This window comes from Pseudomonas sp. FW305-20, assembly GCF_058788075.1.
Map to the genome: position 1 here is coordinate 17,143 of NZ_JBYTAJ010000020.1, position 25,665 is coordinate 42,807.

Consider the following 25,665-nt stretch of genomic DNA (forward strand, 5'->3'; position numbering starts at 1 on the left):
CATTTTTTTGCAGGCAAAAAAATGCCCCGCAGCTTTCACTGCAGGGCATTTTTTACAACGTTGAAGCGGTCAGGCGTGGGGAGTGATTAAACGCCCGAAGCCTTGGCTGCTGCTACGTCTTTGATGGACAGCTTGATACGGCCGCGGTTGTCCACGTCCAGTACCAGTACTTCCACTTCCTGGCCTTCTTTGAGGATGTCGGTCACTTTTTCTACGCGAGCGTCGCTCAGCATCGAGATGTGAACCAGACCGTCCTTGCCCGGCAGGATGTTGACGAATGCGCCGAAGTCGACGATGCGCTCAACCTTACCAACGTAGATCTTGCCGATTTCAGCTTCTGCGGTGATCCCCAGAACGCGCTGACGTGCAGCTTCAGCAGCTTCTTTGGTTTCGCCGAAGATCTTGATCGAGCCGTCGTCTTCGATGTCGATCGAAGCCTTGGTCTCTTCACAGATCGCACGAATGGTCGCGCCGCCTTTACCGATGACATCACGGATTTTGTCGGTGTCGATTTTCATCGCGATCATGGTCGGAGCGTTTTCCGACAGCTCGGTACGCGACTGGCCAATGATCTGGTTCATCTGACCGAGGATGTTCAGGCGCGCTTCCAGGGCTTGGCCCAGAGCGATCTCCATGATTTCTTCGGTGATGCCCTTGATCTTGATGTCCATCTGCAACGCGGTCACGCCTTTGGCGGTACCGGCTACTTTGAAGTCCATGTCGCCCAAGTGGTCTTCGTCACCCAGGATGTCGGTCAGGACGGCGAATTTCTCGCCTTCTTTAACCAGACCCATGGCGATACCGGCAACCGGTGCCTTCATCGGAACGCCGGCATCCATCAGAGCCAGGGAAGCGCCGCAGACCGAAGCCATGGAGCTCGAACCGTTGGACTCGGTGATTTCCGACACAACACGGATGGTGTACGGGAACACGTCGGCAGCAGGCAGCATGGCCTGAACCGAACGACGAGCCAGACGGCCGTGACCGATTTCGCGACGACCAGCGCCACCCATGCGACCACACTCACCTACCGAGAACGGAGGGAAGTTGTAGTGCAGCATGAACGGGTCTTTTTTCTCGCCTTCCAGGGTATCCAGCAGCTGTGCGTCACGGGCGGTGCCCAGTGTTGCAACTACCAGAGCCTGGGTTTCGCCACGGGTGAACAGAGCCGAACCGTGGGTCTTCGGCAGAACGCCGACTTCGATGTTCAGCGGACGTACGGTCTTGGTGTCGCGACCGTCGATACGTGGCTTGCCGTTAACGATGTTTTCGCGAACGGTGCGGTATTCGATTTCGCCGAAAGCCGCTTTGACTTCAGCGGAAGTCGGTTGGCCTTCTTCGCCGGACAGCTTGGCAACCACCTGGTCTTTCAGTTCGCCCAGACGAGCGTAACGGTCGGCCTTGATGGTGATGGTGTAGGCCTGGGAGATCGCGTCGCCGAACTCGGCACGGATAGCGCCCAGCAGAGCAGTGGCTTCTGGCTGTGGAGCCCAGGTCCAGGTCGGCTTGGCAGCTTCAGCGGCCAGTTCTTTAACGGCGTTGATCACCACCTGGAACTCGTCGTGAGCAAACAGTACCGCGCCCAGCATCTGGTCTTCGGTCAGCTCTTTGGCTTCCGATTCAACCATCAACACGGCTTCCGAAGTACCGGCAACGACCATGTCCAGGCTCGAAGCTTTCAGTTGTTCGTAAGTCGGGTTCAGCAGGTAGCCGGTGCTTTCGTGGAACGCAACGCGGGCAGCGCCGATCGGGCCATCGAAAGGAATGCCGGAGATGGCCAGCGCAGCCGAGGTACCGATCATCGCAGCGATGTCCGGATCGGTCTTCTTGCTGGTGGAAACGACGGTGCAGACAACCTGCACTTCGTTCATGAAGCCTTCTGGGAACAGCGGACGGATCGGACGGTCGATCAGTCGGGAAGTCAGGGTTTCTTTCTCGGAAGGACGGCCTTCACGCTTGAAGAAACCGCCAGGGATCTTACCGGCAGCGTAAGTTTTTTCCTGGTAGTGAACAGACAGAGGGAAGAAGCCCTTGCCTGGATCGGCTTGCTTGGCGCCGACCACAGTCACCAACACGCTGACGTCGTCGTCAACGGTGACCAATACTGCGCCGGAGGCCTGACGGGCGATACGGCCAGTCTCGAGGGTAACGGTCGACTGACCGAACTGGAATTTTTTGATTACCGGGTTCACGGTGTCCTACCTTCTTTTGTGGCTCTTGGGGAACTTGTCTTCTTGCGAAATTCTTGGGCAACGCCGGGAATCGGCCCGACTGTCATTGTCCAGGTAAAGCAGGTATCCAGATAAAACTTGAGGCTGGGAGCCTGCCATGCGCCAGCGGGAAACCCACTGACGTACGACAGACAACCAACCTCTAGCGCAATCGCTTATTAGCGACGCAGACCCAGGCGACCGATCAGAGCCTGGTAACGGCCCAGATCCTTGCCTTTCAGGTAGTCCAGCAGCTTACGACGCTGGTTTACCATGCGGATCAGACCACGACGGGAGTGGTGATCTTTACCGTTGGCCTTGAAGTGACCTTGCAGCTTGTTGATGTTGTGGGTCAGCAGTGCAACTTGCACTTCTGGCGAACCAGTGTCACCAACAGCTTGCTGGTAGTCAGCTACGATTTGAGCTTTTTCTTGAACGTCGAGAGCCATGAGGCAATCCTTTTATCAGGAAACTGTTTCAAAGAAACAGTTTCAACAGGCCAGGGACAAATCCCTGTATCTAAAAATGAGTAGTGACCGTGCCTGTTAACAGCCACCCTCGTCCGGTCATTCTGACCGAATCAGTCGACGTGGCGCGATGCGCCCGTCTTCGCTCACTTCACCGATACCGATGAAGCGGCCATTGTGATCCTGTACCCGCACCATGCCGAACTTCGGTGCATCCGGGGCTCGTACCGGTTGGCCGTTAAGCCAGTAGAACGAGCTGTGCTCCGAGAACTGCAACAGTGGCCAATCCAGCAGGCCGCTGTCCGAGGGCATCAAAAAGCGGTCGACCGCTTCGTTGCCGCCTTCGGCATGTACCGCTTCCAACTCTTCCAGCGTGACTGTCTGTGCCAGCGTGAAGGGCCCGGCCTGGGTACGTCGCAGTTCTGCAACGTATGCGCCACAACCGAGTTGCTCACCGATATCCTCCACCAGGGTGCGGATATAGGTGCCTTTGGTGCAATCCACTGCAAGCCGCGCAGTATCACCTTCAAAGGCCAGTAATTCCAAGCGCGTAATAGTAACAGAACGCGGTTCACGCTCCACTACTTCACCTGCCCGGGCCAGCTTGTACAACGGCTGGCCATCACGCTTGAGCGCCGAGTACATGGGCGGTATCTGGCTGATTTGCCCACGAAATTTCGGCAGTACCGCTTCGACATCGGCGCGACCAACGGTCACCGGGCGCTCCAGCAAAACTTCACCTTCGGCATCGGCCGTGGTGGTGGTCTTGCCCAGTTGCGCCAGGGTTTCGTAACCCTTGTCGGAATCGAGCAGGTATTGCGAAAACTTGGTGGCCTCACCGAAGCACAACGGCAACACGCCGGTGGCCAGCGGGTCGAGACTGCCAGTGTGCCCGGCCTTCTCGGCGTTCAGCAGCCAGCGAACCTTCTGCAACGCCGCATTGGAGGTGAACCCCAAAGGCTTGTCGAGCAGGATGATGCCGCTGACGTTACGACGGATACGTTTGACCTGAGCCACCGATTACTCCTTGGTGTCTTCGGCTTCTGCCGCAACCGGATGCTGATTGTCTTCAGCGACCGCACGTTCGATCAATGCCGACAGATGAGCACCACGCACGACGCTTTCGTCGTAGTGGAAGTGCAACTGCGGAACGCTGCGCAACTTCATTTCGCGAGCCAACTGCATGCGCAGGAAACCGGCGGCGGAGTTGAGCACCTTGATGCTTTGCGCGATGTCTTCGGCGTTGTCCTGCCCCATCACCGTGATGAAGATCTTGGCGTGACCGACGTCACGGCTGACTTCAACAGCCGTAATGGTGACCAGGCCGACGCGCGGGTCTTTGACTTCACGACGGATCAGCTGTGCCAGCTCACGCTGCATCTGATCGCCGATACGTTGGGTACGGCTGTATTCTTTTGCCATGTCTTGTTACCTGTTACTGCCCCACGGTGAAACCCGAAGGGTCTGAAAGCGGCAAACGCCCGGCCTGACAAAAGCCAGACCGGGCGTTGCGTTTAGAGTCCTGACGATGCGCCGTGCATCTGCATGCGGCGGCTCATCGTGGCCCTTGAAGTGCGCGAGTTAGAGGCTGCGAGCAACCTGAACCTTCTCGAAGACTTCGATCTTGTCACCGACTTTGACGTCGTTGTAGCTCTTCACGCCGATACCGCATTCCATGCCGGCACGTACTTCGGAAGCGTCATCCTTGAAGCGGCGCAGGGATTCCAGCTCGCCTTCGAAGATAACGATGTCTTCACGCAGTACACGGATTGGACGGTTACGGTGAACAACACCTTCGATAACCATGCAACCGGCGATCGCGCCAAACTTCGGCGAACGGAACACGTCACGCACTTCAGCGGTACCCAGGATGTTCTCGCGAACATCGCTGCCCAGCATACCGGTGAGGGCTTTCTTGACGTCTTCGATGATGTCGTAGATCACGTTGTAGTAACGCATATCCAGACCTTCCTGCTCGACGATCTTGCGAGCGCCAGCATCGGCACGCACGTTGAAGCCGAACAGTACAGCGTTGGAGGCCAGTGCCAGGTTGGCGTCGGATTCGGTGATACCACCGACACCGCCACCGACAACACGCACTTGCACTTCGTCGTTACCCAGGCCGTTCAAGGCACCGTTCAACGCTTCCAGCGAACCACGGACGTCGGATTTGAGGACGATGTTGAGCGTCTTCTTCTCTTCCTGACCCATGTTCTCGAAGATGTTTTCAAGCTTGCCAGCGTGAGCACGGGCCAGTTTGACTTCGCGGAACTTGCCTTGACGGAACAGAGCCACTTCACGGGCTTTCTTCTCGTCAGCAACTACGCTCATCTCGTCGCCAGCGTCCGGGGTACCGTCCAGGCCGAGAATCTCGACAGGGATGGAAGGACCGGCTTCCTTGATTGGCTTGCCGTTCTCGTCGAGCATGGCGCGAACGCGGCCATAGTTCGAACCGACCAGCACCATGTCGCCTTGGCGCAGGGTACCGTCTTGAACCAGAACGGTAGCAACCGGGCCACGACCTTTGTCGAGACGCGATTCAACCACGACGCCACGGCCAGGAGCCGAAGGAGTCGCTTTCAGTTCCAGAACTTCAGCTTGCAGCAGAACAGCTTCGAGCAACTCGTCCACGCCAGTACCGACTTTCGCCGAAACCGATACGAACGGGGTGTCGCCGCCCCACTCTTCCGAAGTCACGCCGTGAACCGACAGTTCGCTACGGATGCGATCGAGATCAGCGCCCGGCTTGTCGATTTTGTTCACCGCAACAACCAGTGGAACACCAGCGGCCTTGGCGTGCTGAACGGCTTCAACGGTCTGCGGCATTACGCCGTCGTCCGCTGCAACCACCAGGATCACGATGTCGGTCGCCTTGGCACCACGGGCACGCATGGCGGTAAACGCGGCGTGACCAGGGGTGTCGAGGAAGGTGACCATGCCGCGTTCGGTTTCAACGTGGTACGCACCGATGTGCTGGGTGATACCACCGGCTTCGCCAGCAGCTACCTTGGCACGACGGATATAGTCGAGCAGCGAGGTCTTACCGTGGTCGACGTGGCCCATTACGGTCACAACCGGTGCACGGGAGAACGCTTCACCTTCAAACTTCAGGGACTCGGCCAGGGAATCTTCCAGGGCGGTGTCGCTGACCAGGGTCACTTTGTGGCCCAGCTCTTCGGCAACCAGTTGGGCAGTTTCCTGATCCAGTACCTGGTTGATGGTCGCTGGAGTACCCAGTTTGAACATGAACTTGATGATTTCAGCAGCCTTGACCGACATCTGCTGGGCAAGATCGCCAACAGTGATGGTCTCGCCGATCTTCACTTCGCGCACTACAGGGCCGGTTGGGCTCTGGAAACCGTGAGCGTTGCGTTTCTTCAGCTTGGCCTTGCCGCGACCACCACGACGGAAGCCATCGCTTTCTTCGTCGGTAGTACGTGGAGCAACGCGTGGAGCAGGCGCTTTCTCTTTGACCGAAGCACGATGCGGAGCGTTTTTGCGCTCACCATCGCCACTGCCACGACGACTGTTATCGTCGGCACGTGGTTTGTCCGGACGGCGCTGTTCGTTCTGCTTGTTACGAACGTCGGCAGACGGTGCTGGTGCAGCCGCCACAACCGGCGCGCTTTCACGTACTGGCTCGGCAACTGCAGCAGGCGCTGCAACGGCGTCGTTAGTAGCGGATTGCGCAGCAGCAGGCTGGCGACGTGCTTCTTCTTCGGCGCGACGCTTGGCTTCTTCTTCAGCCTTCTGACGTGCAGCATTTTCTACTGCGCGACGTTCTTCCAGTTCGCGTTTGCGCTCGGCTTCGATTTCTTCCGGGCTGCGCTGTACGAAAACTTTCTTTTTACGTACTTCAACACTGATGCTTTTGCTGCCAGCAACACGCAATGTGCTGGTGGTTTTACGCTGCAGTGTGATCTTGCGTGGTTCTTCCACTTTCGCCTTGTGGCTGCTTTTCAAGTGAGTCAGCAAAGATTGCTTCTCACTGTCAGTCACATGTTCTTCGGCGGCGGTGTGCGGCAGACCTGCCTCACGCATCTGCTGCAACAGGCGCTCTACCGGTGTTTTGACCTCATCGGCCAGTTGTTTCACCGTGACTTGCGTCATGCACTTCTCTCCTCAGGCCGCGCCTAATTACTCGAACCAGTGGGCTCGGGCGGCCATGATCAACTTGCCGGCACGATCATCGTCAATGCCGTCGATGTCGAGCAGGTCGTCAATAGACTGCTCGGCCAGGTCTTCGCGGGTAATTACGCCGCGCACCGCCAGTTCCATCGCCAAATCCTTGTCCATACCCTCAAGCGAGAGCAGGTCTTCGGCCGGATGGGCGTCTGCCAGCTTTTCCTCAGTAGCGATGGCTTTGGTCAACAAACGATCCTTGGCGCGAGCGCGAAGCTCGTTGACGGTTTCTTCGTCAAAGCCGTCGATGTTGAGCATTTCTTCCAACGGTACGTAGGCAATCTCTTCCAGGCTGGTGAAACCTTCATCTACCAGCACCTGTGCCAGGTCTTCGTCGACTTCCAGCTCGTCGATGAAGTTGCGCAGGATGTCGCCGGTTTCTGCTTGCTGCTTAGCCTGGATGTCCGATTCGGTCATCACGTTCAGGGTCCAGCCAGTCAACTGGCTAGCCAGACGCACGTTCTGACCACCTCGACCAATGGCCTGAGCCAGATTGTCTGCGCCAACGGCGATGTCCATTGCATGGGCATCTTCGTCAACGATAATTGCCGCCACTTCAGCCGGCGACATTGCATTGATTACAAACTGAGCCGGGTTGTCGTCCCACAGGACGATGTCCACACGCTCACCGCCCAACTCACCCGACACTGCCTGGACGCGCGAACCGCGCATACCGATGCAAGCGCCTTGCGGGTCGATGCGTTTGTCCTTGGAACGGACCGCGATCTTGGCGCGCGAACCCGGGTCACGGGATGCTGCCATTACTTCGATCAGGCCTTCAGCGATTTCCGGCACTTCGATGCGAAACAACTCGATCAGCATTTCCGGCGCGGTACGCGACAGGATCAGCTGCGGGCCGCGGTTCTCGGTGCGGATTTCCTTGAGCAGCGCACGCAGGCGCACGCCAACCCGGAAGGTTTCGCGAGAAATGATGTCTTCACGAGCCAGCAACGCTTCGGCGTTGTTACCCAGGTCGACGATCACGTTGTCGCGGGTCACTTTCTTCACGGTGCCGGAGATGATCTCCCCCAGGCGCTCGCGATAGGCATCAACGACTTGAGCGCGCTCGGCTTCGCGAACTTTCTGCACGATGACTTGCTTGGCAGTCTGCGCAGCGATGCGACCGAACTCAATGGACTCGATCTTTTCTTCGACTACGTCACCAACCTGAGCACCAGGATGCGTTTCGGCAACCTTGCTCGGCCAGGTTTCGATGGCCGGATCGTCCAGGTCTGCTTCCTCGACGACCGTCCAGCGACGGAATGTCTCGTAAGCACCGGTGTGGCGATTGATTTCCACACGCAGATCGACTTCGTCCTCGAAACGTTTTTTGGTAGCAGTGGCCAGAGCCAGCTCCAACGCTTCAAAAATTACGTTTGCCGGTACGCCCTTTTCATTGGATACCGACTCAACAACCAGCAGTACTTCTTTGCTCATCGTACGCCTCGCCTTTCGCAAGCCATTGGATCCGCGGGATCCGCGTCTCAGTCAAAACTGGGAATAATGTTGGCCTTGTCGATCATATCGATCGGCAACAGGAACTCATGGTCTTCTACCTGCACCACGACGTCCTGCTCTTCTACACCGCGCAGAAGGCCCTGAAAGTTGCGTCGGCCTTCAAAAGGCGAGCGCAGCTTGATCTTCACTTGTTCACCGGCAAATTTTGCAAACTGCTCAATAGTGAACAGCGGGCGTTCCATGCCAGGCGAGGAAACTTCAAGGGTGTATTCAACGGCGATTGGATCTTCAACATCCAGAACACCACTGATCTGACGGCTGACAATGGCACAATCGTCCACCAGCACACCGCCCTCTTTATCGATATAAACGCGCAACATTGAGTGGCGACCTTGAGCCGAAAACTCAATACCCCAGCATTCATAGCCTAGGGCCACGACCACCGGGGCCAGCAAGGCCTGCAACTCTTCTAGCTTGCTCGACACCTGAACCCCCTCGTGCATGTATGTGCATGCTGTGCAAAATAAAAAAATGGGCGAAACGCCCATCCTTGAAACGCCGTCGAACAGCGGCGTTGAAAGTGTCCAGCTAACAAAAAGCCCCTTAAAAGGGGCTCCTTAAACTGGTTGCGGGGGCCGGATTTGAACCGACGACCTTCGGGTTATGAGCCCGACGAGCTACCAGACTGCTCCACCCCGCGACAAAGCTGGGGCGGAAGTATACGACCGATCCCTGACAGGGTCAATGTAACCTTCCACCTACAAGAAAGCCCGCTACTGCGGGCTCTCCTGATAATTGGTACCGAGAAGGGGACTCGAACCCCTACACCCTATGGGCACAACCACCTCAAGGTTGCGTGTCTACCAATTCCACCACCTCGGCAATACTACGTTTGAAACTCTTCTTACTTTTGCTCTTGAGCTGGAGGCACGTCAGTCGCTGGAGTAGCCGACTTTTGCTCTTGAAGCACCGGTACATCATCAGAAGCCGGTTGTTGCTTTGGAACTTCCAACACTGCTGGATTTGGCAAACCTACTTGAGTCAGCTCATGAGCCTTCTCTTTAGCAAAGTAACCTAACCCTAAGCTGGTTATGAAGAAACCGGCGGCAAGTATAGCAGTAAACTTACTAAGAAAGGTAGAGGAACCTTGGCTTCCGAACACAGTATTTGAAGCACCTGCTCCGAAAGACGCGCCAGCATCCGCACCTTTACCCTGCTGAAGCAATACCAGAGCAACTACGCCCAACGCACCCAGCAGATGAAAAACGACTACGACTGTTTCCAGCATTTTTTCAGTTTCCCGCGGCGCGACAAATCGCACCGAACTCATCTGCATTCAGGGAAGCCCCACCAATGAGCCCCCCATCGATATCCGGCATGCCGAACAGTTCGACCGCATTGGCCGCCTTCACGCTGCCGCCGTATAGAAGCCGCACACCTTGTGCGACCTCAGAATTCTCTGCCGCCAACTGAGCGCGAATGGCTGCATGCACATCCTGCGCTTGTTGCGGCGAAGCAGTCAGTCCGGTGCCAATGGCCCAGACCGGCTCGTAAGCGATTACTGCCTTTGCAAAAGCACCAACACCGAGCTCCTCAATGATACTGCCTAGCTGACGCCCGACAACCTCAAGAGTTTTTCCAGCTTCGCGCTCTTCAAGGGTTTCCCCTACGCACAACACTGGAATCAAGCCACATGCCTGTGCCGCTGCGAACTTGCGAATCAGCATTCCGTCCTGCTCGCCCATTATCTGGCGGCGCTCGGAGTGCCCGACAAGCACCAGGGAACAACCTGCATCCACCAACTGACTCGGCGAAATCTCACCAGTCAATGCACCTTGCATGGATTCCACCGCAGAATTCTGCGCGCCGACCGAAATCGACTTTCCTTCCAGGCCATCAATCACTTGATTGATATGCAAGAAAGGCGGGAATACCGCAACATCAACATCGCTCGGCAAGGCCAGATGACGAAGGCCATTGATCAGCTCAGCGACGCTGGCGCGGGTACCGTGCATCTTCCAGTTACCAGCTACCATAGGGCGACGCATGCTGTACCTCGTCGGTCAAAGTGGGCGCAGATGTTACCCAACACAATCATGGCTGGCAAGCCGAAATCAGGCAGAAACTTCAGTAACCAGTTTTGCCAGCTCTTCGGCATAGCCGCGAACCTGTTTTTCGTCCTCGCCTTCGACCATGACCCGCACCAGCGGTTCCGTCCCGGACTTGCGCAGCAGCACGCGCCCACGACCAGCCATGGCCTGGGTAACGCGCTCGCTTGCCTCTGTGACGAACGGGTGATCAAGAGGGCTCGCACCGCCGCCGAATCGAACATTGATCAGCACCTGAGGACACTTGCGCAGCGCCTGACGCGATTGCGCAAGCCCCTCGGAGCGAGTCTTCAGCGCCATCAATACCTGCAATGCAGCAATGATCGCGTCACCGGTGGTGGTGTGGTTGAAGCAGACAATGTGCCCCGAGTTTTCACCACCCACCAGCCAATTGCGCTCCAGCAACTCGGAGATTACGTACCGGTCGCCAACATTGGCCCGCACAAAAGGAATTGCCAGATCCGCCAGGGCCAATTCCAACCCCAGGTTACTCATCAGCGTACCGACCACGCCGCCCTGCAACTTGCCCTGCACATGCAGGTCGCGAGCAATGATGAACAGCAACTCATCACCGTCGACGACAGCACCGGTATGGTCAACCATCTGAACGCGGTCGCCATCACCGTCAAAGGCGATACCCAAATCAGCATGCTCGGCCAAGACGGCAGCTTGCAGCGGCTCCATATGGGTCGAACCGCAGTTTTCGTTGATGTTCAGGCCATTAGGATGAGCAGAAAGTACAACGACTTCGGCTCCCAGCTCACGGAATACACTCGGAGCCACCTTGTAGGTCGCGCCGTGAGCGCAGTCGATCACGATCTTCAAGCCCGCGAAACTGGTGCCTGTAGGGACGCTACTTTTGCAGAATTCGATATAGCGACCTGAAGCATCGTTGATGCGCGATACCTTGCCGATCTTGCTCGACTCGACCACGGTCATCGGCGTGTCGAGCAACTCTTCGATCATATGTTCGACTTCATCAGGAAGCTTGGTGCCTTTCCCGGAGAAAAACTTGATGCCATTGTCATCGTGAGGGTTGTGCGAGGCACTGATGACGATACCCGCTTCGGCCTGGAAGGTACGCGTCAAGTAGGCGATGGCCGGTGTAGGCATCGGCCCCAAGAGCATGACATCGGCACCCGCTGAAGTAAGTCCGGCCTCGAGCGCAGACTCGAACATATATCCGGAAATCCGGGTGTCCTTGCCCACCAACACCTTACAGGCGCCCATTTTGCGGAACGCCATGCCCGCAGCCCAGCCGAGCTTGAGCATGAAGTCAGGAGTAATCGGATACTCGCCCACCCGACCACGAATGCCGTCGGTACCAAAGTATTTCTTAGTCATAAGTACTCCATCATTCTTATTCGGCTGATTCTACTGCAGCGATCATTTGCACCACATCGACAGTTTCGGCCACATCATGGACGCGCAATATACGCGCCCCCTTAACCGAAGCCAGCGCTGCCAGCGCCAGACCGCCATATAGACGCTCGCCAATCGGGCGATTCAAAGCCTGACCGATCATGCTCTTTCGCGAAACCCCGACCAACAGGGGCCGCCCCAATGCATGCAAGGCTTCCATATGTTTGAACAAGCTTAAATTGTGTTGCAAGGTTTTTGCGAAGCCAAAGCCCGGATCAAGGATGATCCGGTCCGCTGTAATTCCTACCGACGCACACTGGGCCATGCGCTCGGCGAGAAACTCGCCCACCTCTTTCGTGACATCCCGATACTGCGGATTATCCTGCATGTCGCCCGGCTCACCAAGCATATGCATCAGACAGACTGGCAGGCCAGTGGCCGCAGCCGCATCCAGAGCGCCATCGCGCCGCAGAGAACGCACGTCATTGATCAACCCTGCGCCAAGTCGTGCAGCTTCGCGCATCACAGCTGGCGTCGAAGTGTCGACCGAGATAATGACATCCAGCTCCCGGTGAATTCGCTCGACGACCGGAGCTACGCGCTCAAGCTCTTCCAGCGGTGAAACCACCCTGGCACCTGGCCGGGTCGATTCGCCACCAACATCAATCAACGTCGCGCCAGCCGCCACCATAGCCTCGGCATGACGCAAGGCCGCATCGAGCTGGCTATATTGGCCGCCATCAGAGAAGGAATCGGGAGTGACATTGAGAATACCCATGACATGCGTCAGGGCTAAATCAAGAACCCGATTGCCGCAAGGCAACCGGGTCGAGGACTGAACAGAAGTCATTTCAAACCTTAAACGTCAGCAGCCGGACCGCCGATCGGTGTTTCCGGACGCGGATCCTGTGCCACCGGAGGCGTTCCGGAGCTACCGGCGCCGCCGCCTGACCAGTCGCGAGGCTCACGAGGCGTACGACCCGCCATGATGTCGTCGATCTGATCAGCGTCGATCGTTTCGTACTTCATCAAGGCATCAGCCATGGCATCGAGCTTGTCACGGTTATCGGTGAGGATCTGCTTGGCCGTGCCGTAGCACTGATCAATGATGCTGCGTACTTCGGAGTCGATCAACTTGGCTGTCTCACCGGAGAAGCTTGCACCCTGACCGCCACCGCCGCGACCGAGAAAAACCTCGCCCTCTTCTTCTGCGTACATCAACGGGCCGAGTTTTTCCGACAAGCCCCACTTGGTGACCATGTTCCGTGCAATCTGGCTGGCACGCATGATGTCGTTGGACGCACCGGTGGTGACGCCGTCGAAGCCCAAGGTCATTTCTTCAGCAATACGGCCGCCGTACAACGAGCAGATCTGACTGATCAATGCACGCTTGGACAGGCTGTAGCGATCTTCTTCCGGCAGGAACATGGTCACACCCAGCGCACGTCCGCGCGGGATGATCGACACCTTGTAGACCGGATCATGCTCAGGCACGACACGACCAACAATTGCGTGGCCAGCCTCGTGGTAAGCGGTGTTCTGCTTCTCTTTCTCGGACATAACCATGGATTTGCGCTCGGCGCCCATCATGATCTTGTCCTTGGCCAATTCGAACTCTTTCATTTCGACGATGCGCTTGCCAGCCCGGGCCGCGAACAACGACGCCTCGTTCACCAGGTTAGCCAGGTCAGCACCAGAGAAACCTGGGGTACCACGAGCGATCACAGCCGGAGCGACGTCGTCACCCATTGGCACTTTGCGCATGTGAACCTTGAGAATCTGCTCGCGACCACGGATATCCGGCAGACCGACGACGACCTGACGGTCGAAACGGCCCGGACGCAGCAGCGCAGGGTCCAGTACGTCCGGACGGTTGGTTGCAGCGATGACGATAATGCCGTCATTCATTTCAAAGCCGTCCATCTCTACCAGCAACTGGTTGAGAGTCTGCTCGCGTTCGTCGTGACCGCCACCCATGCCGGCGCCACGGTGGCGACCGACGGCGTCGATTTCATCGATGAAGATGATGCATGGCGCGTGTTTCTTGGCCTGTTCAAACATGTCGCGAACACGGCTGGCGCCGACACCGACGAACATTTCAACGAAGTCGGAACCGGAAATGGTGAAGAACGGCACTTTGGCTTCGCCGGCAATCGCCTTGGCCAGCAAGGTTTTACCGGTACCAGGAGGACCCACCATCAGCACACCGCGAGGAATACGACCGCCCAGACGCTGGAATTTGCCCGGATCACGCAGGAACTCGACCAGCTCACCAACCTCTTCCTTGGCTTCGTCACAACCGGCAACGTCACCCAAGGTGGTTTTCACCTGATCTTCGGAGAGCAGGCGCGCCTTGCTCTTGCCGAAGCTCATTGGCCCGCCCTTGCCACCGGCGCCGCCCTGCATCTGCCGCATGAAGAACATGAACACGGCGATGATCACCAGGATCGGGAAGCTAGCGACCAGGAGTTGAGTCCAGATGCTTTGCTGTTCAGGCTGCTTGCCTTCGACTACGACATGGTTGTCCACGAGGTCGCCAATCAGACCGTTGTCCTGGATTGCCGGACGAATCGTCTTGAAGCTGTCGCCATCGTTGCGTTTGCCGGTAATCACGTAGCCATCAACCGCTACGCGCTCGACCTTTCCATCCTTGACCTGCTGGATGAAATCGGAATAGTTGAGGGTCTGCGGCTCGTTAGGGCTGGAGAAGTTGTTCATCACTGTCACCAGGACAGCCGCGATGATCAACCACAGGATCAGATTCTTTGCCATATCGTTCAATTAACTACCCTCTGAAGCAAGCTCCGCTAATGGCGCGCGCTTCGCATGATATTCACCGGCCTAACTTACTACATTACCTACGGCTCTGGCAGGCGCCGTCTGTAACCCTTTGTGAAACACTTTCTACACAGTATTCGCTAATGCTCACGGGGCGAAATACGAAAAACCTATCGACCCGCAAAAAAACCTCGATTTACTCACTACGGCCGCGATAGCCCCAAGCCAGCATGTATTGCTCGCGGGAACTGCCACGGGAAGAGTCCGGCTTGATCATCTGAACCTTGTCGAATTTCTGACGAGCGTCCTTCACGTAAGCATCAAACCCTTCGCCCTGAAACACCTTGATCACGAAATTACCACCCGGCTTGAGTATCCGAGCCGCCAGATCAAGAGCCAGCTCACATAGAAACATGGCTTTTGGCATGTCCACCTCAGGCGTACCACTCATATTGGGGGCCATATCGGAAATCACAAGGTCCACCTGCGAATTACCTACGGCTTCAAGGATCTGAGCGAGCACTTCGTCCTGGGTGAAGTCACCCTGGATGAAAGTCACGTCCGGAATGCTGTCCATTTCCAGGATGTCCGAGGCGATCAGACGCCCCTGACCACCGATCAGCCGACTAGTGACCTGCGACCAGCCGCCGGGCGCCGCACCCAGGTCGACAACGCTCATACCCGGACGGATCAGCTTGTATTTCTCCTGGACCTCCAGAAGCTTGTAACTCGCACGCGAGCGGTAACCATCCTTCTGCGCCTGCTTCACATAGGGATCATTGACATGTCTTTGCAGCCACTTAAGGCTTGTCTTGGAACGGGCCACAGGCCACCTCGAAAATAAAACGGGTCGTGATTAATTGGGCGGTCCCGGACTCGCTCGGGTAAACTGGCCGCCGCTTTTTACAAGATCAGACGCAGGGGTCAGATTATGCCGCTCACTCAAGAGCAGAAGAAACAGTACAAATCCATTGGCCACCATCTGAAACCAGTTTTGACTGTGGCTGACAACGGCTTGACTGAAGGTGTGTTAGCCGAACTTGAACGCGCGTTGGCGGATCACGAGCTGATTAAAATCAAGCTCAACATCCTCGATCGCGAGTCGCGCCTGGCGAACATTGCAGAACTGTGCAAGGTCGGCAAAGCGGACCTGGTTCAGGTCATCGGCAAGATGGCACTGATTTACCGCAAGAACTTCAGCGTCAACAAGCAGCTGTCGAACGTTCATCGCTTCAAGTGATGACAAGGGTCAAGGGTGTGCTTCGCGCACCCTGGCACCCCACCCTGGCACCGGCTGCAACACCAGCACCAGTCCGGAAAAACCCAGGACAAGATAGCTGAACACCTGCCAACGCACGGCATCCGGCCAGCCAATACGCACCGCGACATACATCGCACACGCATACAGCGCCATCAGCAGCAGTTGCCCGCGAATATCCCGCCATAGACTGGCAAGGCCCTCGGCCTGAACCAGCACCAAAGCCTGAAAGATCACACACGCTGCGGCGAACCCCACCATCAGCGCATCAAACATGCCTGCAATTTCGTCGATCAGCAGCGGCGCCAGGCCAATTTTGCCCAGCACCGGCAGCAGACCGATATGCAACAGCCACAGACCACCCACCCACAACATCTGAGCGAGCTGCCAAAGCATGGCGCCCGCACGTAGCGGGCGCCTGCGTTTAGATGTGGCGAACTTCGACAATCTCGTACTCGATAACGCCGCCAGGCGTTTTCACGGCAACCACATCACCCTCTTCCTTGGCAATCAAGGCGCGAGCCAGTGGCGAGCCGACCGAAATCTTGCCGAGTTTGAAGTCAGCCTCATCCTCACCCACGATGTGGTAAGTGACGCGCTCGTCAGTCTCGACATTGGCGATTTCAACGGTGGTGCCGAAAATCACTTTCCCGGTGTGAGGAATGGTCGTGACATCAATGATGACCTGATTCTGAATCCGGCCTTCAATGTCACGAATCCGCGCCTCAACCATACCTTGCTGCTCGCGAGCAGCGTGGTATTCGGCGTTTTCTTTCAAGTCACCCAACTCGCGGGCCGTACCGATGTCCTGGCTGAGCTTCGGACGGACGACCTTGGTCAGGTGAGCGTGTTCTTCTTCCAGGGCCTTCGCGCCCTTGACGGTCATTGGATACTTGATCATGCCTTCAATCCTGCGTGTAGATCCTGCAAGCGGCGCACGGTCTTCTCGGGACCGAACTTCAGCGCTTCGCAGATAGCTTCGCCAGCAGCAATAGTTGTGGTGCAGTAAATCTTGTGCTGCAAGGCATTACGACGAATGGAATAGGAGTCAGCGATCGACTGACGGCCTTCGGTGGTGTTGATGATCAGAGTGACTTCGTCGTTCTTGATCATGTCGACCACGTGCGGACGACCTTCGGTCACCTTGTTCACACGACGCACTTTCAGGCCTGCGGCTTCGATCAGCTTGGCAGTACCGGCTGTGGCGACCACTTCGAAGCCCAAGTTGATCAGATCACGCGCCACGCCTGCAACCAGTGGCTTGTCGTCATCACGCACGCTGATGAACGCAGTTCCGCCGGTCGGCAGCACTTCGCTGGCACCCATCTGGGCCTTGGCGAACGCTTCGCCGAAGGTGTCGCCCACGCCCATCACTTCGCCGGTGGACTTCATCTCTGGGCCCAGGATCGGGTCCACGCCAGGGAATTTGGCGAATGGGAACACCGCCTCTTTCACGCTGTAGAAGTTCGGAATGATTTCTTTGGTGAAGCCGATTTCCTTCAGGGTTTTACCGGCCATCACGCGAGCCGCGATCATTGCCAGGGAAACACCGATGCACTTGGACACGAACGGTACGGTACGGGAGGCGCGCGGGTTGACTTCGATGACGTAGATGTCTTCGCCTTGCAGCGCCAACTGAACGTTCATCAGGCCGACAACACCCAGTTCCAGGGCCATTTTCTTGACCTGTTCGCGCATCTCGTCCTGGATGTGTGCGGGCAGCGAGTACGGCGGCAGGGAGCATGCGGAGTCACCGGAGTGAACGCCAGCCTGCTCGATGTGCTGCATGATCGCGCCGATCACCACGTCGGTGCCGTCGCAGACCGCATCCACGTCCATTTCGATGGCGCAATTGAGGAAGTGGTCGAGCAGCACCGGGCTGTCGTTGGACACTTTCACCGCATCGCGCAGGTAGCGCTTGAGCTCTTCTTCTTCGTAGACGATTTCCATCGCACGGCCGCCCAGTACGTAGGACGGGCGAACCACCAGCGGGTAACCGATCTTGGCGGCGGCACGAATTGCTTCGTCTTCGCTGCGCACAGTGGCGTTTGGCGGCTGACGCAGGTTCAGGCGCTCAACCATTTGCTGGAAGCGCTCACGGTCTTCGGCACGGTCGATAGCGTCAGGGCTGGTGCCGATGATTGGCACGCCAGCTTCTTCCAGGGCACGAGCCAGTTTCAGCGGGGTTTGGCCGCCGTACTGGACGATCACGCCTTTTGGCTTCTCGACGCGGCAGATTTCCAGCACGTCTTCCAGGGTCACTGGCTCGAAGTACAGGCGATCGGAGGTGTCGTAGTCGGTGGATACGGTTTCCGGGTTGCAGTTGACCATGATGGTCTCGTAACCGTCTTCGCGCAGGGCCAGTGCCGCGTGTACGCAGCAGTAGTCGAACTCGATGCCCTGGCCAATACGGTTTGGACCGCCGCCCAGGATCATGATCTTGTCGCGGCCCGTCGGTGCGGCTTCGCACTCTTCCTCGTAAGTCGAGTACATGTAGGCGGTGTCGGTGGCGAACTCGGCCGCGCAGGTATCAACGCGCTTGTAGACCGGGAAGATCTCCAGCTTGTGACGGTGGCGACGCAGAGCCTTCTCGGTCACGCCCAGCAGCTTGGCCAGACGCATGTCGGAGAAGCCTTTGCGCTTTAGGCGGAACATCAAGTCGCGGTCGATGCTGGCCAGACCCAGGGTCTTGACCTTCTCTTCTTCCTTGATCAGATCTTCGATCTGCACCAGGAACCACGGGTCGATCATGTTCATGCCGAAGATGTCGTCGACCGACAGGCCGGCGCGGAAGGCGTCAGCCACGTACCAGATACGCTCGGCGCCCGGCACGGTCAGTTCGCGCTTGAGGATGCTCATGCTTTCCGGGTTGCTCAGGTCGAGCTTCTCGTCCAGGCCGCAAACGCCCACTTCCAGACCGCGCAGGGCTTTCTGCAGGGATTCCTGGAAGGTCCGGCCGATCGCCATGACTTCACCGACCGACTTCATTTGAGTGGTCAGGCGTGCGTCGGCTTTCGGGAATTTTTCGAAGGCGAAGCGTGGCAGCTTGGTCACGACGTAGTCAATCGACGGCTCGAAGGATGCAGGAGTAGCGCCGCCGGTGATTTCGTTCTGCAGTTCGTCCAGGGTGTAGCCGATCGCCAGCTTGGCGGCGATGCGCGCAATCGGGAAACCAGTGGCTTTCGAGGCCAGTGCCGAGGAGCGGGATACACGCGGGTTCATCTCGATCACGACCATACGACCAGTGTCCGGGCAGATGCCGAACTGGACGTTGGAGCCGCCGGTTTCCACGCCGATCTCACGCAGTACCGCCAACGAGGCGTTACGCATGATCTGGTATTCCTTGTCCGTCAGGGTCTGTGCCGGAGCAACGGTGATCGAGTCACCGGTGTGCACGCCCATCGGGTCAAAGTTTTCGATCGAGCAAACGATGATGCAGTTGTCCTTCTTATCGCGGACAACCTCCATTTCGTATTCTTTCCAGCCGATCAGGGATTCGTCGATCAGCAGCTCTTTGGTCGGCGACAGATCCAGACCACGGGCGCAGATTTCTTCGAACTCTTCACGGTTGTAAGCGATACCGCCACCAGTGCCGCCCATGGTGAAGGACGGACGGATGATGCACGGGAAGCCGAGCTTCTCGAGGACCGCGTTGGCCTCTTCCATGCTGTGGGCGATACCCGAACGCGGGCAGTCCAGGCCGATGGATTTCATCGCCTTGTCGAAGCGCGAACGGTCTTCGGCCTTGTCGATGGTGTCAGCGTTTGCGCCGATCATCTCTACGCCGAACTTCTCCAGAACGCCTTCGCGCTCCAGATCCAGTGCGCAGTTCAGAGCGGTCTGGCCACCCATGGTTGGCAGCAGCGCGTCTGGACGCTCTTTCTCGATGATCTTGGCAACGGTCTGCCACTTGATCGGCTCGATGTAGGTCGCGTCGGCCATGTCCGGGTCGGTCATGATGGTCGCTGGGTTGGAGTTCACCAGGATGACGCGGTAACCCTCCTCGCGCAGGGCTTTACAGGCCTGGGCGCCGGAGTAGTCGAATTCGCAGGCCTGGCCGATCACGATCGGGCCAGCGCCGAGAATCAGGATGCTTTTAATGTCTGTACGTTTTGGCATGGGTTTGTCACTCAAATCCGCAGGTCAGTCGGCAAGCCGTCTTGTTCAATCTTTGAAGTCTTGAGGGGGCCACCGGTGTCGGGACCGCCCTCAAGCTTTGCTACATCACGGCAAGCGATTAGCGTCGCTTGGCCATTTCATTGATGAAGCGATCGAACAGGGGTGCTACGTCGTTCGGGCCAGGGCTGGCTTCAGGGTGACCCTGGAAGCTGAAGGCGCTCTTGTCGGTAAGTTCGATACCTTGCAGGGTGCCGTCGAACAGCGATTTGTGGATCGCGCGAACGTTGGCTGGCAAGGTCGTTTCATCTACCGCAAAACCGTGGTTCTGGCTGGTGATCATCACCACACCGGTATCCAGGTCCTGGACCGGGTGGTTGGCACCGTGGTGGCCGTGCCCCATTTTCAGGGTCTTGGCACCGGAGGCCAGAGCCAGCAGTTGGTGACCAAGGCAGATACCGAAGACCGGAATTTCGGTTTCCAGCACATCCTTGATCGCCTGGATCGCGTAGTCGCAAGGCTCCGGGTCACCAGGGCCGTTGGACAGGAACACGCCGTCCGGCTTCAAGGCCAGCGCTTCAGCAGCCGGCGTCTGTGCAGGCACTACGGTCACGCGGCAACCGCGCTCGACCAGCATGCGCAGGATGTTCAGCTTGACGCCGTAGTCGTAGGCAACCACGTGGTACGGCAGCTCGGAGGCTTCGATAGTCGCGTGGCTGTCGGTTTTCAAATCCCAGACAGTCGAGCGCCACTCGTACTTCTCTTTGGTGCTGACGACTTTCGCCAGGTCCATGCCTTTGAGGCCAGGGAAACCCTGGGCGGCGGCGATGGCGGCTTCTTCTGAAATGTTGTCACCGGCCATGATGCAGCCGTTCTGCGCGCCTTTTTCACGCAGGATGCGCGTCAGGCGGCGAGTGTCGATACCGGCGATTGCCACAACGTTGTTGGCTTTCAGGTAGTCAGACAGAGACATCGTGTTACGCCAGTTACTCGCAACCAGTGGCAGGTCACGGATAACCAGGCCCGCGGACCAGACGCGGTCGGACTCGGCGTCTTCCGGCGTGGTGCCGGTGTTGCCGATGTGCGGGTAAGTCAGGGTAACGATCTGTTGGGCGTAGGAAGGATCGGTAAGGATTTCCTGATAGCCGGTCATGGCGGTGTTGAACACCACCTCACCAACGGTTTGACCGTCGGCTCCAATGGCTTCGCCGCGAAAAATGCTGCCATCAGCAAGGGCGAGTATGGCTGGCTTAGTCAAGAAGACCTCCCGTAAATAAAGCCTGAAAGGGCGATCGCAGGTTGTAAAAAAGCGGAGTGACGTATGGACACGTCACCCCGCTTCTTCACCGAATTATTCTGCGCGCTTTTAGTGGACACACTAAAGCTGTAGCTTACAGAAAAAGGCTTTTTTGGTCTACCGCCAATGAGCCTTAAAGGCCGAGGAATGCGACAGCACGTCGCTTGGCGGAGTAAAACCGGGTTCAAACACACTCTTTGAACCCGATTTCGGGACGCATCTTAACGCAGATCGAGGACGTCTTGCATGTCATAAAGACCTGGCTCACGACCGTCCAACCACAACGCGGCACGTACCGCGCCCTTGGCGAAGGTCATGCGACTGGACGCTTTATGCGTGATCTCCAGCCTTTCCCCCTCACAGGCGAACAGCACCGTATGGTCGCCGACCACATCACCACCGCGAACAGTGGCAAAGCCAATCGTTTCACGTTCGCGAACACCGGTATGACCTTCACGGCCATACACCGCAACCTTCTGCAGATCACGATCCAGGGCACTTGCGATGACTTCACCCATACGCAGAGCAGTACCTGAAGGCGCATCGATCTTGTGCCGATGATGAGCCTCGATGATCTCGATATCCGCGTCATCACCCAGCACACGAGCAGCCATGTCGAGCAGCTTCAGCGACAGGTTTACACCGACACTGAAATTGGCTGCGAACACGATCGGGATATCCTTGCCGGCCTCGGCCAGCAGCTGCTTCTGCGCGACGTCCAGCCCTGTCGTGCCGATCACCATGGCCTTGCCCGCCTTACGGCAGAACGCCAGGTTTTTCAGCATGACTTCCGGAAGGGTGAAATCGATCAGCACGTCGAACTCATCAGCCACCGCGTCCAGATTGCCGGACAACGGAACACCGATACGCCCCAGCGAGGCCAGTTCACCGGCGTCCACGCCAATCAGCGTGCTGCCGGGGCGAACGATGGCTGCCGTCAGCCCGGTCAGCGGCGCGCGTTGCTGCACCGCCTCGACCAGAATCTTGCCCATGCGCCCGGCAGCGCCCATCACAGCTATACGTCGCATGCCGACTCCTTACAAATCGCCGAAGAAGCGCTTCACACCTTCGAACCAACCCGTGGTTTTAGGCGAATGGCTGTTGTTTTCCGCCAGCGAACTGCGGAACTCTTCCAGCAATTCGCGCTGACGACGACCCAGGTTGACCGGGGTTTCGACCGCCACACGACACATCAAGTCACCAGCACCGCCGCCGCGCACTGGCGCAACGCCCTTGCCGCGAACACGGAACTGCTTGCCGGTCTGCGTCCCTTCAGGGATTTTCAGTTTGACTCGACCATCAAGGGTCGGAATCTCCAGCTCACCACCCAGCGCAGCATCGACAAAGCTGATAGGCACTTCGCAGAACAGGTGCTTGCCGTCGCGCTGGAAGATCGCGTGCTCACGCACGTTGATCACCACGTACAGGTCGCCAGTCGGACCACCCTGAGCCCCCGCCTCGCCTTCGCCGGACAGACGAATGCGGTCACCGGTATCGACACCGGCCGGCACTTTCACCGAGAGGGTTTTGTACTCTTCGACACGCCCTTGACCGTCGCACGAGTCGCACGGATCGGAAATGATCTTGCCCTGGCCATGGCAGCGCGGGCATGTCTGCTGCACCGAGAAAAAGCCCTGCTGCATACGGACTTGACCGATACCGCCACAGGTGGGGCAAGTGATCGGCGAGGAGCCTTTCTTGGCTCCCGAACCGTCGCACGGCTTGCAGTTGACCAATGTCGGAACACGGATATTCACGGTTGTACCGCGCACCGCTTCTTCCAGATTCAGTTCCAGGGTGTAACGCAGGTCGCTGCCACGCTGAGCGCCGCCACGAGAACCGCCGCGACCGCCGCCGAAGAAGTCACTGAAGACATCACCAAAGATGTCGGAGAAGTTCTGACCGCCAAACCCGGCACCGCCGCCGCCCATGCTTGGGTCGACACCGGCATGACCGTACTGGTCGTACGCCGCGCGCTTGCTGGAATCGGACAGGACTTCGTAGGCCTCGTTGGCCTCCTTGAACATATCTTCCGACGCTTTGTCATCAGGATTACGGTCCGGGTGGTGCTTCATCGCCAGGCGACGGTAGGCCTTTTTCAGGTCTGCTTCGCTAGAGCCACGCTCAACACCCAACACTTCGTAATAGTCACGCTTTGCCATAAGTCTTTGCACTCTTAAGGACGTTCGGCAAACCCCTCCTGAGCCTTGCCAAACTCGTTGAGCCCCAATACAGGCCCGGACCCAACTCACGTCAATTCAACGATCCTGGTCTTTGATTCATTGCAGTACTTTCGGCTCGAAAAGCAGGAGCATTTCCGGCCATACCGCCAACACACGAGCCTTGTCGCACGCTGTAAAAATTCGCTAACTCCAGACACGCCAACGCGGGAGCAAGCCCCCGCGCGGCGACATCCTACCAGTCACCGCCTAAAGGCAGTCAACCGGCCGACCAACAACTTACTTGTGGTCTTTGACTTCTTCGAACTCAGCGTCGACGACGTCGTCAGCCTTCTCGGCCGATTCGCCTTGCGGTGTAGCGCCTTCAGCAGGTTGAGCCTGCTCGGCGTACATCTTCTGCGCTACTGGAGCGGAGACTTTCGACAACTCTTCAACCTTGGCTTCGATCGCGGCCTTGTCGTCGCCTTTGACAGCGGCTTCCAGCGCAACCACAGCGGCTTCGATTGCAGTCTTCTCTTCAGCAGTCACTTTATCGCCAGCGTCTGCAACCATTTTGCGCGTCGAGTGAACCAGCGCATCGCCCTGGTTGCGAGCGGTTGCCAGCTCTTCGAACTGGCGATCTGCGTCGACGTTGGCTTCAGCATCGCGAATCATCTGCTGAATCTCTTCCTCGGACAGACCGGAGTTGGCCTTGATCACGATCGACTGAGTCTTGCCGGTAGCCTTGTCTTTGGCGCCTACGTGCAGAATGCCGTTGGCGTCGATGTCGAAGGTCACTTCAATTTGTGGCACGCCACGTGGTGCTGGTGGAATCTCGGCCAGGTCGAACTTGCCCAAGGACTTGTTCTGTGCGGCTTGCTTACGCTCACCTTGCAGCACGTGAATGGTCACAGCGCCCTGATTGTCGTCGGCAGTCGAGAACACTTGCGATTTCTTGGTAGGAATCGTGGTGTTTTTCTCGATCAGCGCGGTCATCACGCCACCCATGGTTTCGATACCCAGGGTCAGCGGGCTAACGTCCAGCAGCAGAACGTCTTTCACGTCACCGGCCAATACTGCGCCCTGGATAGCAGCACCCATGGCAACGGCTTCGTCCGGGTTCACATCTTTACGCGCTTCTTTACCGAAGAACTCGGTCACCAGCTTCTGAACCAGTGGCATACGGGTCTGACCGCCGACCAGGATCACGTCGTTGATGGCGCCAATGTCGATGCCGGAGTCTTTCAGAGCGATGCGGCAAGGGTCGATGGTGCGTTGAACCAGGTCTTCTACCAGCGCTTCGAGCTTGGCGCGGGAGATTTTCACGTTCAAGTGCTTAGGACCGGTGGCGTCTGCAGTGATGTACGGCAGGTTCACGTCGGTCGAATTGCTCGAAGACAGCTCGATCTTGGCTTTTTCAGCGGCTTCTTTCAGGCGCTGCATGGCCAGCGGGTCACCTTTAAGGTTCATGCCGCTTTCTTTCTTGAATTCGTCAACGAGGTAGTCGATCAGGCGAATGTCAAAGTCTTCACCGCCCAGGAACGTGTCACCGTTGGTGGCCAGAACTTCGAACTGGTGCTCGCCATCGACTTCAGCGATTTCGATCACGGAAACGTCGAAAGTACCGCCGCCCAAGTCGTAAACGATCACGGTGTGATCGCCCTTCGCCTTGTCCATACCGTAAGCCAGAGCAGCTGCGGTTGGTTCGTTGATGATACGTTTTACGTCCAGGCCCGCGATGCGGCCGGCGTCTTTGGTGGCTTGACGCTGGCTGTCGTTGAAGTAGGCCGGAACGGTGATTACCGCTTCGGTCACTGGCTCGCCGAGGTAATCTTCGGCGGTTTTCTTCATTTTCTTCAGAATTTCAGCCGAGATTTGTGGCGGCGACATTTTCTGGCCGTTCACTTCAACCCACGCATCGCCGTTATCAGCCTTGGCGATTTTGTACGGGACCATCTTGATGTCTTTCTGTACGACTTCTTCGTCGAACTTACGACCGATCAGACGCTTCACCGCATACAGGGTGTTGTGCGGATTGGTCACAGCCTGACGCTTGGCCGATTGACCAACGAGGATTTCACCATCGTTGGCATAAGCGATGATCGACGGCGTGGTACGCGTGCCTTCAGCGTTTTCAATAACTTTGGCTACGCCGTTTTCAAGCACGGAGACGCAGGAGTTGGTAGTCCCCAGGTCGATACCGATAATTTTGCCCATGTTCACTCTCCCGAAACTTTGGATTTGGTTGCCGCAGCAGTGGTGGCTAACTG

At 57.4% G+C, this 25,665-nt stretch carries 21 protein-coding genes and 2 tRNA genes; 1 reads left to right on the plus strand and 22 read right to left on the minus strand.

The window, feature by feature from the left end:
* Positions 1-86: 86 nt before the first annotated feature.
* The 15 genes from pnp to rlmE all read right to left on the minus strand — a co-directional run bounded on the left by pnp (position 87) and on the right by rlmE (position 15,391).
* A complete protein-coding gene (gene pnp, locus AC3WP4_RS17920) occupies positions 87-2,192 on the minus strand; it encodes a polyribonucleotide nucleotidyltransferase (RefSeq protein ID WP_008005453.1) in 2,106 nt (701 codons plus the stop codon).
* A 197-nt stretch (positions 2,193-2,389) separates the two neighbouring features.
* Positions 2,390-2,659 carry a 30S ribosomal protein S15 gene (rpsO, locus tag AC3WP4_RS17925; protein ID WP_003176135.1) on the minus strand — a complete coding sequence of 90 codons (270 nt, stop codon included), beginning with the start codon at positions 2,657-2,659 and terminating at the stop codon, positions 2,390-2,392.
* Between the two features lie 117 nt (positions 2,660-2,776).
* Entirely contained in the window at positions 2,777-3,694 is a 918-nt protein-coding gene (truB, locus tag AC3WP4_RS17930; protein ID WP_074873678.1) for a tRNA pseudouridine(55) synthase TruB, read from the minus strand.
* Between the two features lie 3 nt (positions 3,695-3,697).
* The gene (rbfA, locus tag AC3WP4_RS17935) at positions 3,698-4,099 is read right to left on the minus strand and encodes a 30S ribosome-binding factor RbfA (RefSeq protein ID WP_008149016.1); all 402 of its coding nucleotides are present in this window, start codon (positions 4,097-4,099) and stop codon (positions 3,698-3,700) included.
* A gap of 159 nt (positions 4,100-4,258) precedes the next feature.
* The gene (gene infB / locus AC3WP4_RS17940) at positions 4,259-6,787 is read right to left on the minus strand and encodes a translation initiation factor IF-2 (protein ID WP_033058116.1); all 2,529 of its coding nucleotides are present in this window, start codon (positions 6,785-6,787) and stop codon (positions 4,259-4,261) included.
* A gap of 27 nt (positions 6,788-6,814) precedes the next feature.
* Positions 6,815-8,296 carry a transcription termination factor NusA gene (nusA, locus tag AC3WP4_RS17945; protein WP_008024459.1) on the minus strand — a complete coding sequence of 494 codons (1,482 nt, stop codon included), beginning with the start codon at positions 8,294-8,296 and terminating at the stop codon, positions 6,815-6,817.
* A 47-nt stretch (positions 8,297-8,343) separates the two neighbouring features.
* Positions 8,344-8,802 carry a ribosome maturation factor RimP gene (gene rimP, locus AC3WP4_RS17950; RefSeq protein ID WP_010463487.1) on the minus strand — a complete coding sequence of 153 codons (459 nt, stop codon included), beginning with the start codon at positions 8,800-8,802 and terminating at the stop codon, positions 8,344-8,346.
* A gap of 138 nt (positions 8,803-8,940) precedes the next feature.
* Positions 8,941-9,017 (minus strand) — tRNA-Met (locus AC3WP4_RS17955).
* Positions 9,018-9,113: 96 nt separating this feature from the next.
* Positions 9,114-9,199: transfer RNA gene (locus AC3WP4_RS17960), tRNA-Leu, on the minus strand.
* A 22-nt stretch (positions 9,200-9,221) separates the two neighbouring features.
* Entirely contained in the window at positions 9,222-9,605 is a 384-nt protein-coding gene (gene secG / locus AC3WP4_RS17965; RefSeq protein ID WP_030128079.1) for a preprotein translocase subunit SecG, read from the minus strand.
* 4 nt (positions 9,606-9,609) lie between these two features.
* Positions 9,610-10,365: a triose-phosphate isomerase gene (tpiA, locus tag AC3WP4_RS17970; protein WP_074873676.1), complete on the minus strand. Its 756-nt coding sequence runs from the start codon at positions 10,363-10,365 to the stop codon at positions 9,610-9,612.
* Between the two features lie 66 nt (positions 10,366-10,431).
* On the minus strand, positions 10,432-11,769 hold the full coding sequence (gene glmM, locus AC3WP4_RS17975; protein ID WP_076028694.1) for a phosphoglucosamine mutase: 1,338 nt from the start codon (positions 11,767-11,769) through the stop codon (positions 10,432-10,434).
* A 16-nt stretch (positions 11,770-11,785) separates the two neighbouring features.
* Entirely contained in the window at positions 11,786-12,637 is an 852-nt protein-coding gene (gene folP / locus AC3WP4_RS17980) for a dihydropteroate synthase (protein WP_102616059.1), read from the minus strand.
* 8 nt (positions 12,638-12,645) lie between these two features.
* The gene (ftsH, locus tag AC3WP4_RS17985) at positions 12,646-14,559 is read right to left on the minus strand and encodes an ATP-dependent zinc metalloprotease FtsH (RefSeq protein WP_076028695.1); all 1,914 of its coding nucleotides are present in this window, start codon (positions 14,557-14,559) and stop codon (positions 12,646-12,648) included.
* A 202-nt stretch (positions 14,560-14,761) separates the two neighbouring features.
* On the minus strand, positions 14,762-15,391 hold the full coding sequence (rlmE, locus tag AC3WP4_RS17990; protein ID WP_008005470.1) for a 23S rRNA (uridine(2552)-2'-O)-methyltransferase RlmE: 630 nt from the start codon (positions 15,389-15,391) through the stop codon (positions 14,762-14,764).
* 105 nt (positions 15,392-15,496) lie between these two features.
* Here rlmE and AC3WP4_RS17995 point away from each other — a divergent pair, with 105 nt between their 5' ends.
* The gene (locus AC3WP4_RS17995; RefSeq protein ID WP_008005472.1) at positions 15,497-15,805 is read left to right on the plus strand and encodes a YhbY family RNA-binding protein; all 309 of its coding nucleotides are present in this window, start codon (positions 15,497-15,499) and stop codon (positions 15,803-15,805) included.
* 9 nt (positions 15,806-15,814) lie between these two features.
* Here AC3WP4_RS17995 and AC3WP4_RS18000 read toward each other — a convergent pair whose 3' ends face one another.
* From AC3WP4_RS18000 to dnaK, 7 genes are all read right to left on the minus strand, one after another.
* Complete coding sequence (locus tag AC3WP4_RS18000; RefSeq protein ID WP_074873667.1) at positions 15,815-16,219, minus strand: MFS transporter; 405 nt, start codon at positions 16,217-16,219, stop codon at positions 15,815-15,817.
* A gap of 28 nt (positions 16,220-16,247) precedes the next feature.
* The gene (gene greA / locus AC3WP4_RS18005) at positions 16,248-16,724 is read right to left on the minus strand and encodes a transcription elongation factor GreA (protein ID WP_019651075.1); all 477 of its coding nucleotides are present in this window, start codon (positions 16,722-16,724) and stop codon (positions 16,248-16,250) included.
* Positions 16,721-19,942, minus strand: coding sequence for a carbamoyl-phosphate synthase large subunit (carB, locus tag AC3WP4_RS18010; RefSeq protein WP_102616060.1), 3,222 nt, complete (start codon positions 19,940-19,942; stop codon positions 16,721-16,723). The genes greA and carB overlap by 4 nt, the downstream gene beginning before the upstream one ends.
* A gap of 118 nt (positions 19,943-20,060) precedes the next feature.
* Positions 20,061-21,197, minus strand: a complete 1,137-nt coding sequence (carA, locus tag AC3WP4_RS18015; protein WP_074873662.1) for a glutamine-hydrolyzing carbamoyl-phosphate synthase small subunit — start codon at positions 21,195-21,197, stop codon at positions 20,061-20,063.
* A 260-nt stretch (positions 21,198-21,457) separates the two neighbouring features.
* On the minus strand, positions 21,458-22,264 hold the full coding sequence (dapB, locus tag AC3WP4_RS18020) for a 4-hydroxy-tetrahydrodipicolinate reductase (protein WP_074873660.1): 807 nt from the start codon (positions 22,262-22,264) through the stop codon (positions 21,458-21,460).
* Between the two features lie 9 nt (positions 22,265-22,273).
* Entirely contained in the window at positions 22,274-23,398 is a 1,125-nt protein-coding gene (gene dnaJ, locus AC3WP4_RS18025) for a molecular chaperone DnaJ (RefSeq protein WP_074873658.1), read from the minus strand.
* Positions 23,399-23,695: 297 nt separating this feature from the next.
* A complete protein-coding gene (dnaK, locus tag AC3WP4_RS18030; protein ID WP_102616061.1) occupies positions 23,696-25,612 on the minus strand; it encodes a molecular chaperone DnaK in 1,917 nt (638 codons plus the stop codon).
* Positions 25,613-25,665 lie beyond the last annotated feature (53 nt).

Coding starts and splice junctions, on each gene's coding strand:
- rpsO (WP_003176135.1), bottom strand. CDS start 2,659: ATGGCTCTCGACGTTCAAGAAAAAGCTCAAATCGTAGCTGACTACCAG.
- rbfA (WP_008149016.1), bottom strand. CDS start 4,099: ATGGCAAAAGAATACAGCCGTACCCAACGTATCGGCGATCAGATGCAG.
- infB (WP_033058116.1), bottom strand. CDS start 6,787: ATGACGCAAGTCACGGTGAAACAACTGGCCGATGAGGTCAAAACACCG.
- nusA (WP_008024459.1), bottom strand. CDS start 8,296: ATGAGCAAAGAAGTACTGCTGGTTGTTGAGTCGGTATCCAATGAAAAG.
- secG (WP_030128079.1), bottom strand. CDS start 9,605: ATGCTGGAAACAGTCGTAGTCGTTTTTCATCTGCTGGGTGCGTTGGGC.
- tpiA (WP_074873676.1), bottom strand. CDS start 10,365: ATGCGTCGCCCTATGGTAGCTGGTAACTGGAAGATGCACGGTACCCGC.
- glmM (WP_076028694.1), bottom strand. CDS start 11,769: ATGACTAAGAAATACTTTGGTACCGACGGCATTCGTGGTCGGGTGGGC.
- folP (WP_102616059.1), bottom strand. CDS start 12,637: ATGACTTCTGTTCAGTCCTCGACCCGGTTGCCTTGCGGCAATCGGGTT.
- ftsH (WP_076028695.1), bottom strand. CDS start 14,559: ATGGCAAAGAATCTGATCCTGTGGTTGATCATCGCGGCTGTCCTGGTG.
- AC3WP4_RS17995 (WP_008005472.1), top strand. CDS start 15,497: ATGCCGCTCACTCAAGAGCAGAAGAAACAGTACAAATCCATTGGCCAC.
- AC3WP4_RS18000 (WP_074873667.1), bottom strand. CDS start 16,219: ATGCTTTGGCAGCTCGCTCAGATGTTGTGGGTGGGTGGTCTGTGGCTG.
- greA (WP_019651075.1), bottom strand. CDS start 16,724: ATGATCAAGTATCCAATGACCGTCAAGGGCGCGAAGGCCCTGGAAGAA.
- carB (WP_102616060.1), bottom strand. CDS start 19,942: ATGCCAAAACGTACAGACATTAAAAGCATCCTGATTCTCGGCGCTGGC.
- dapB (WP_074873660.1), bottom strand. CDS start 22,264: ATGCGACGTATAGCTGTGATGGGCGCTGCCGGGCGCATGGGCAAGATT.
- dnaJ (WP_074873658.1), bottom strand. CDS start 23,398: ATGGCAAAGCGTGACTATTACGAAGTGTTGGGTGTTGAGCGTGGCTCT.
- dnaK (WP_102616061.1), bottom strand. CDS start 25,612: ATGGGCAAAATTATCGGTATCGACCTGGGGACTACCAACTCCTGCGTC.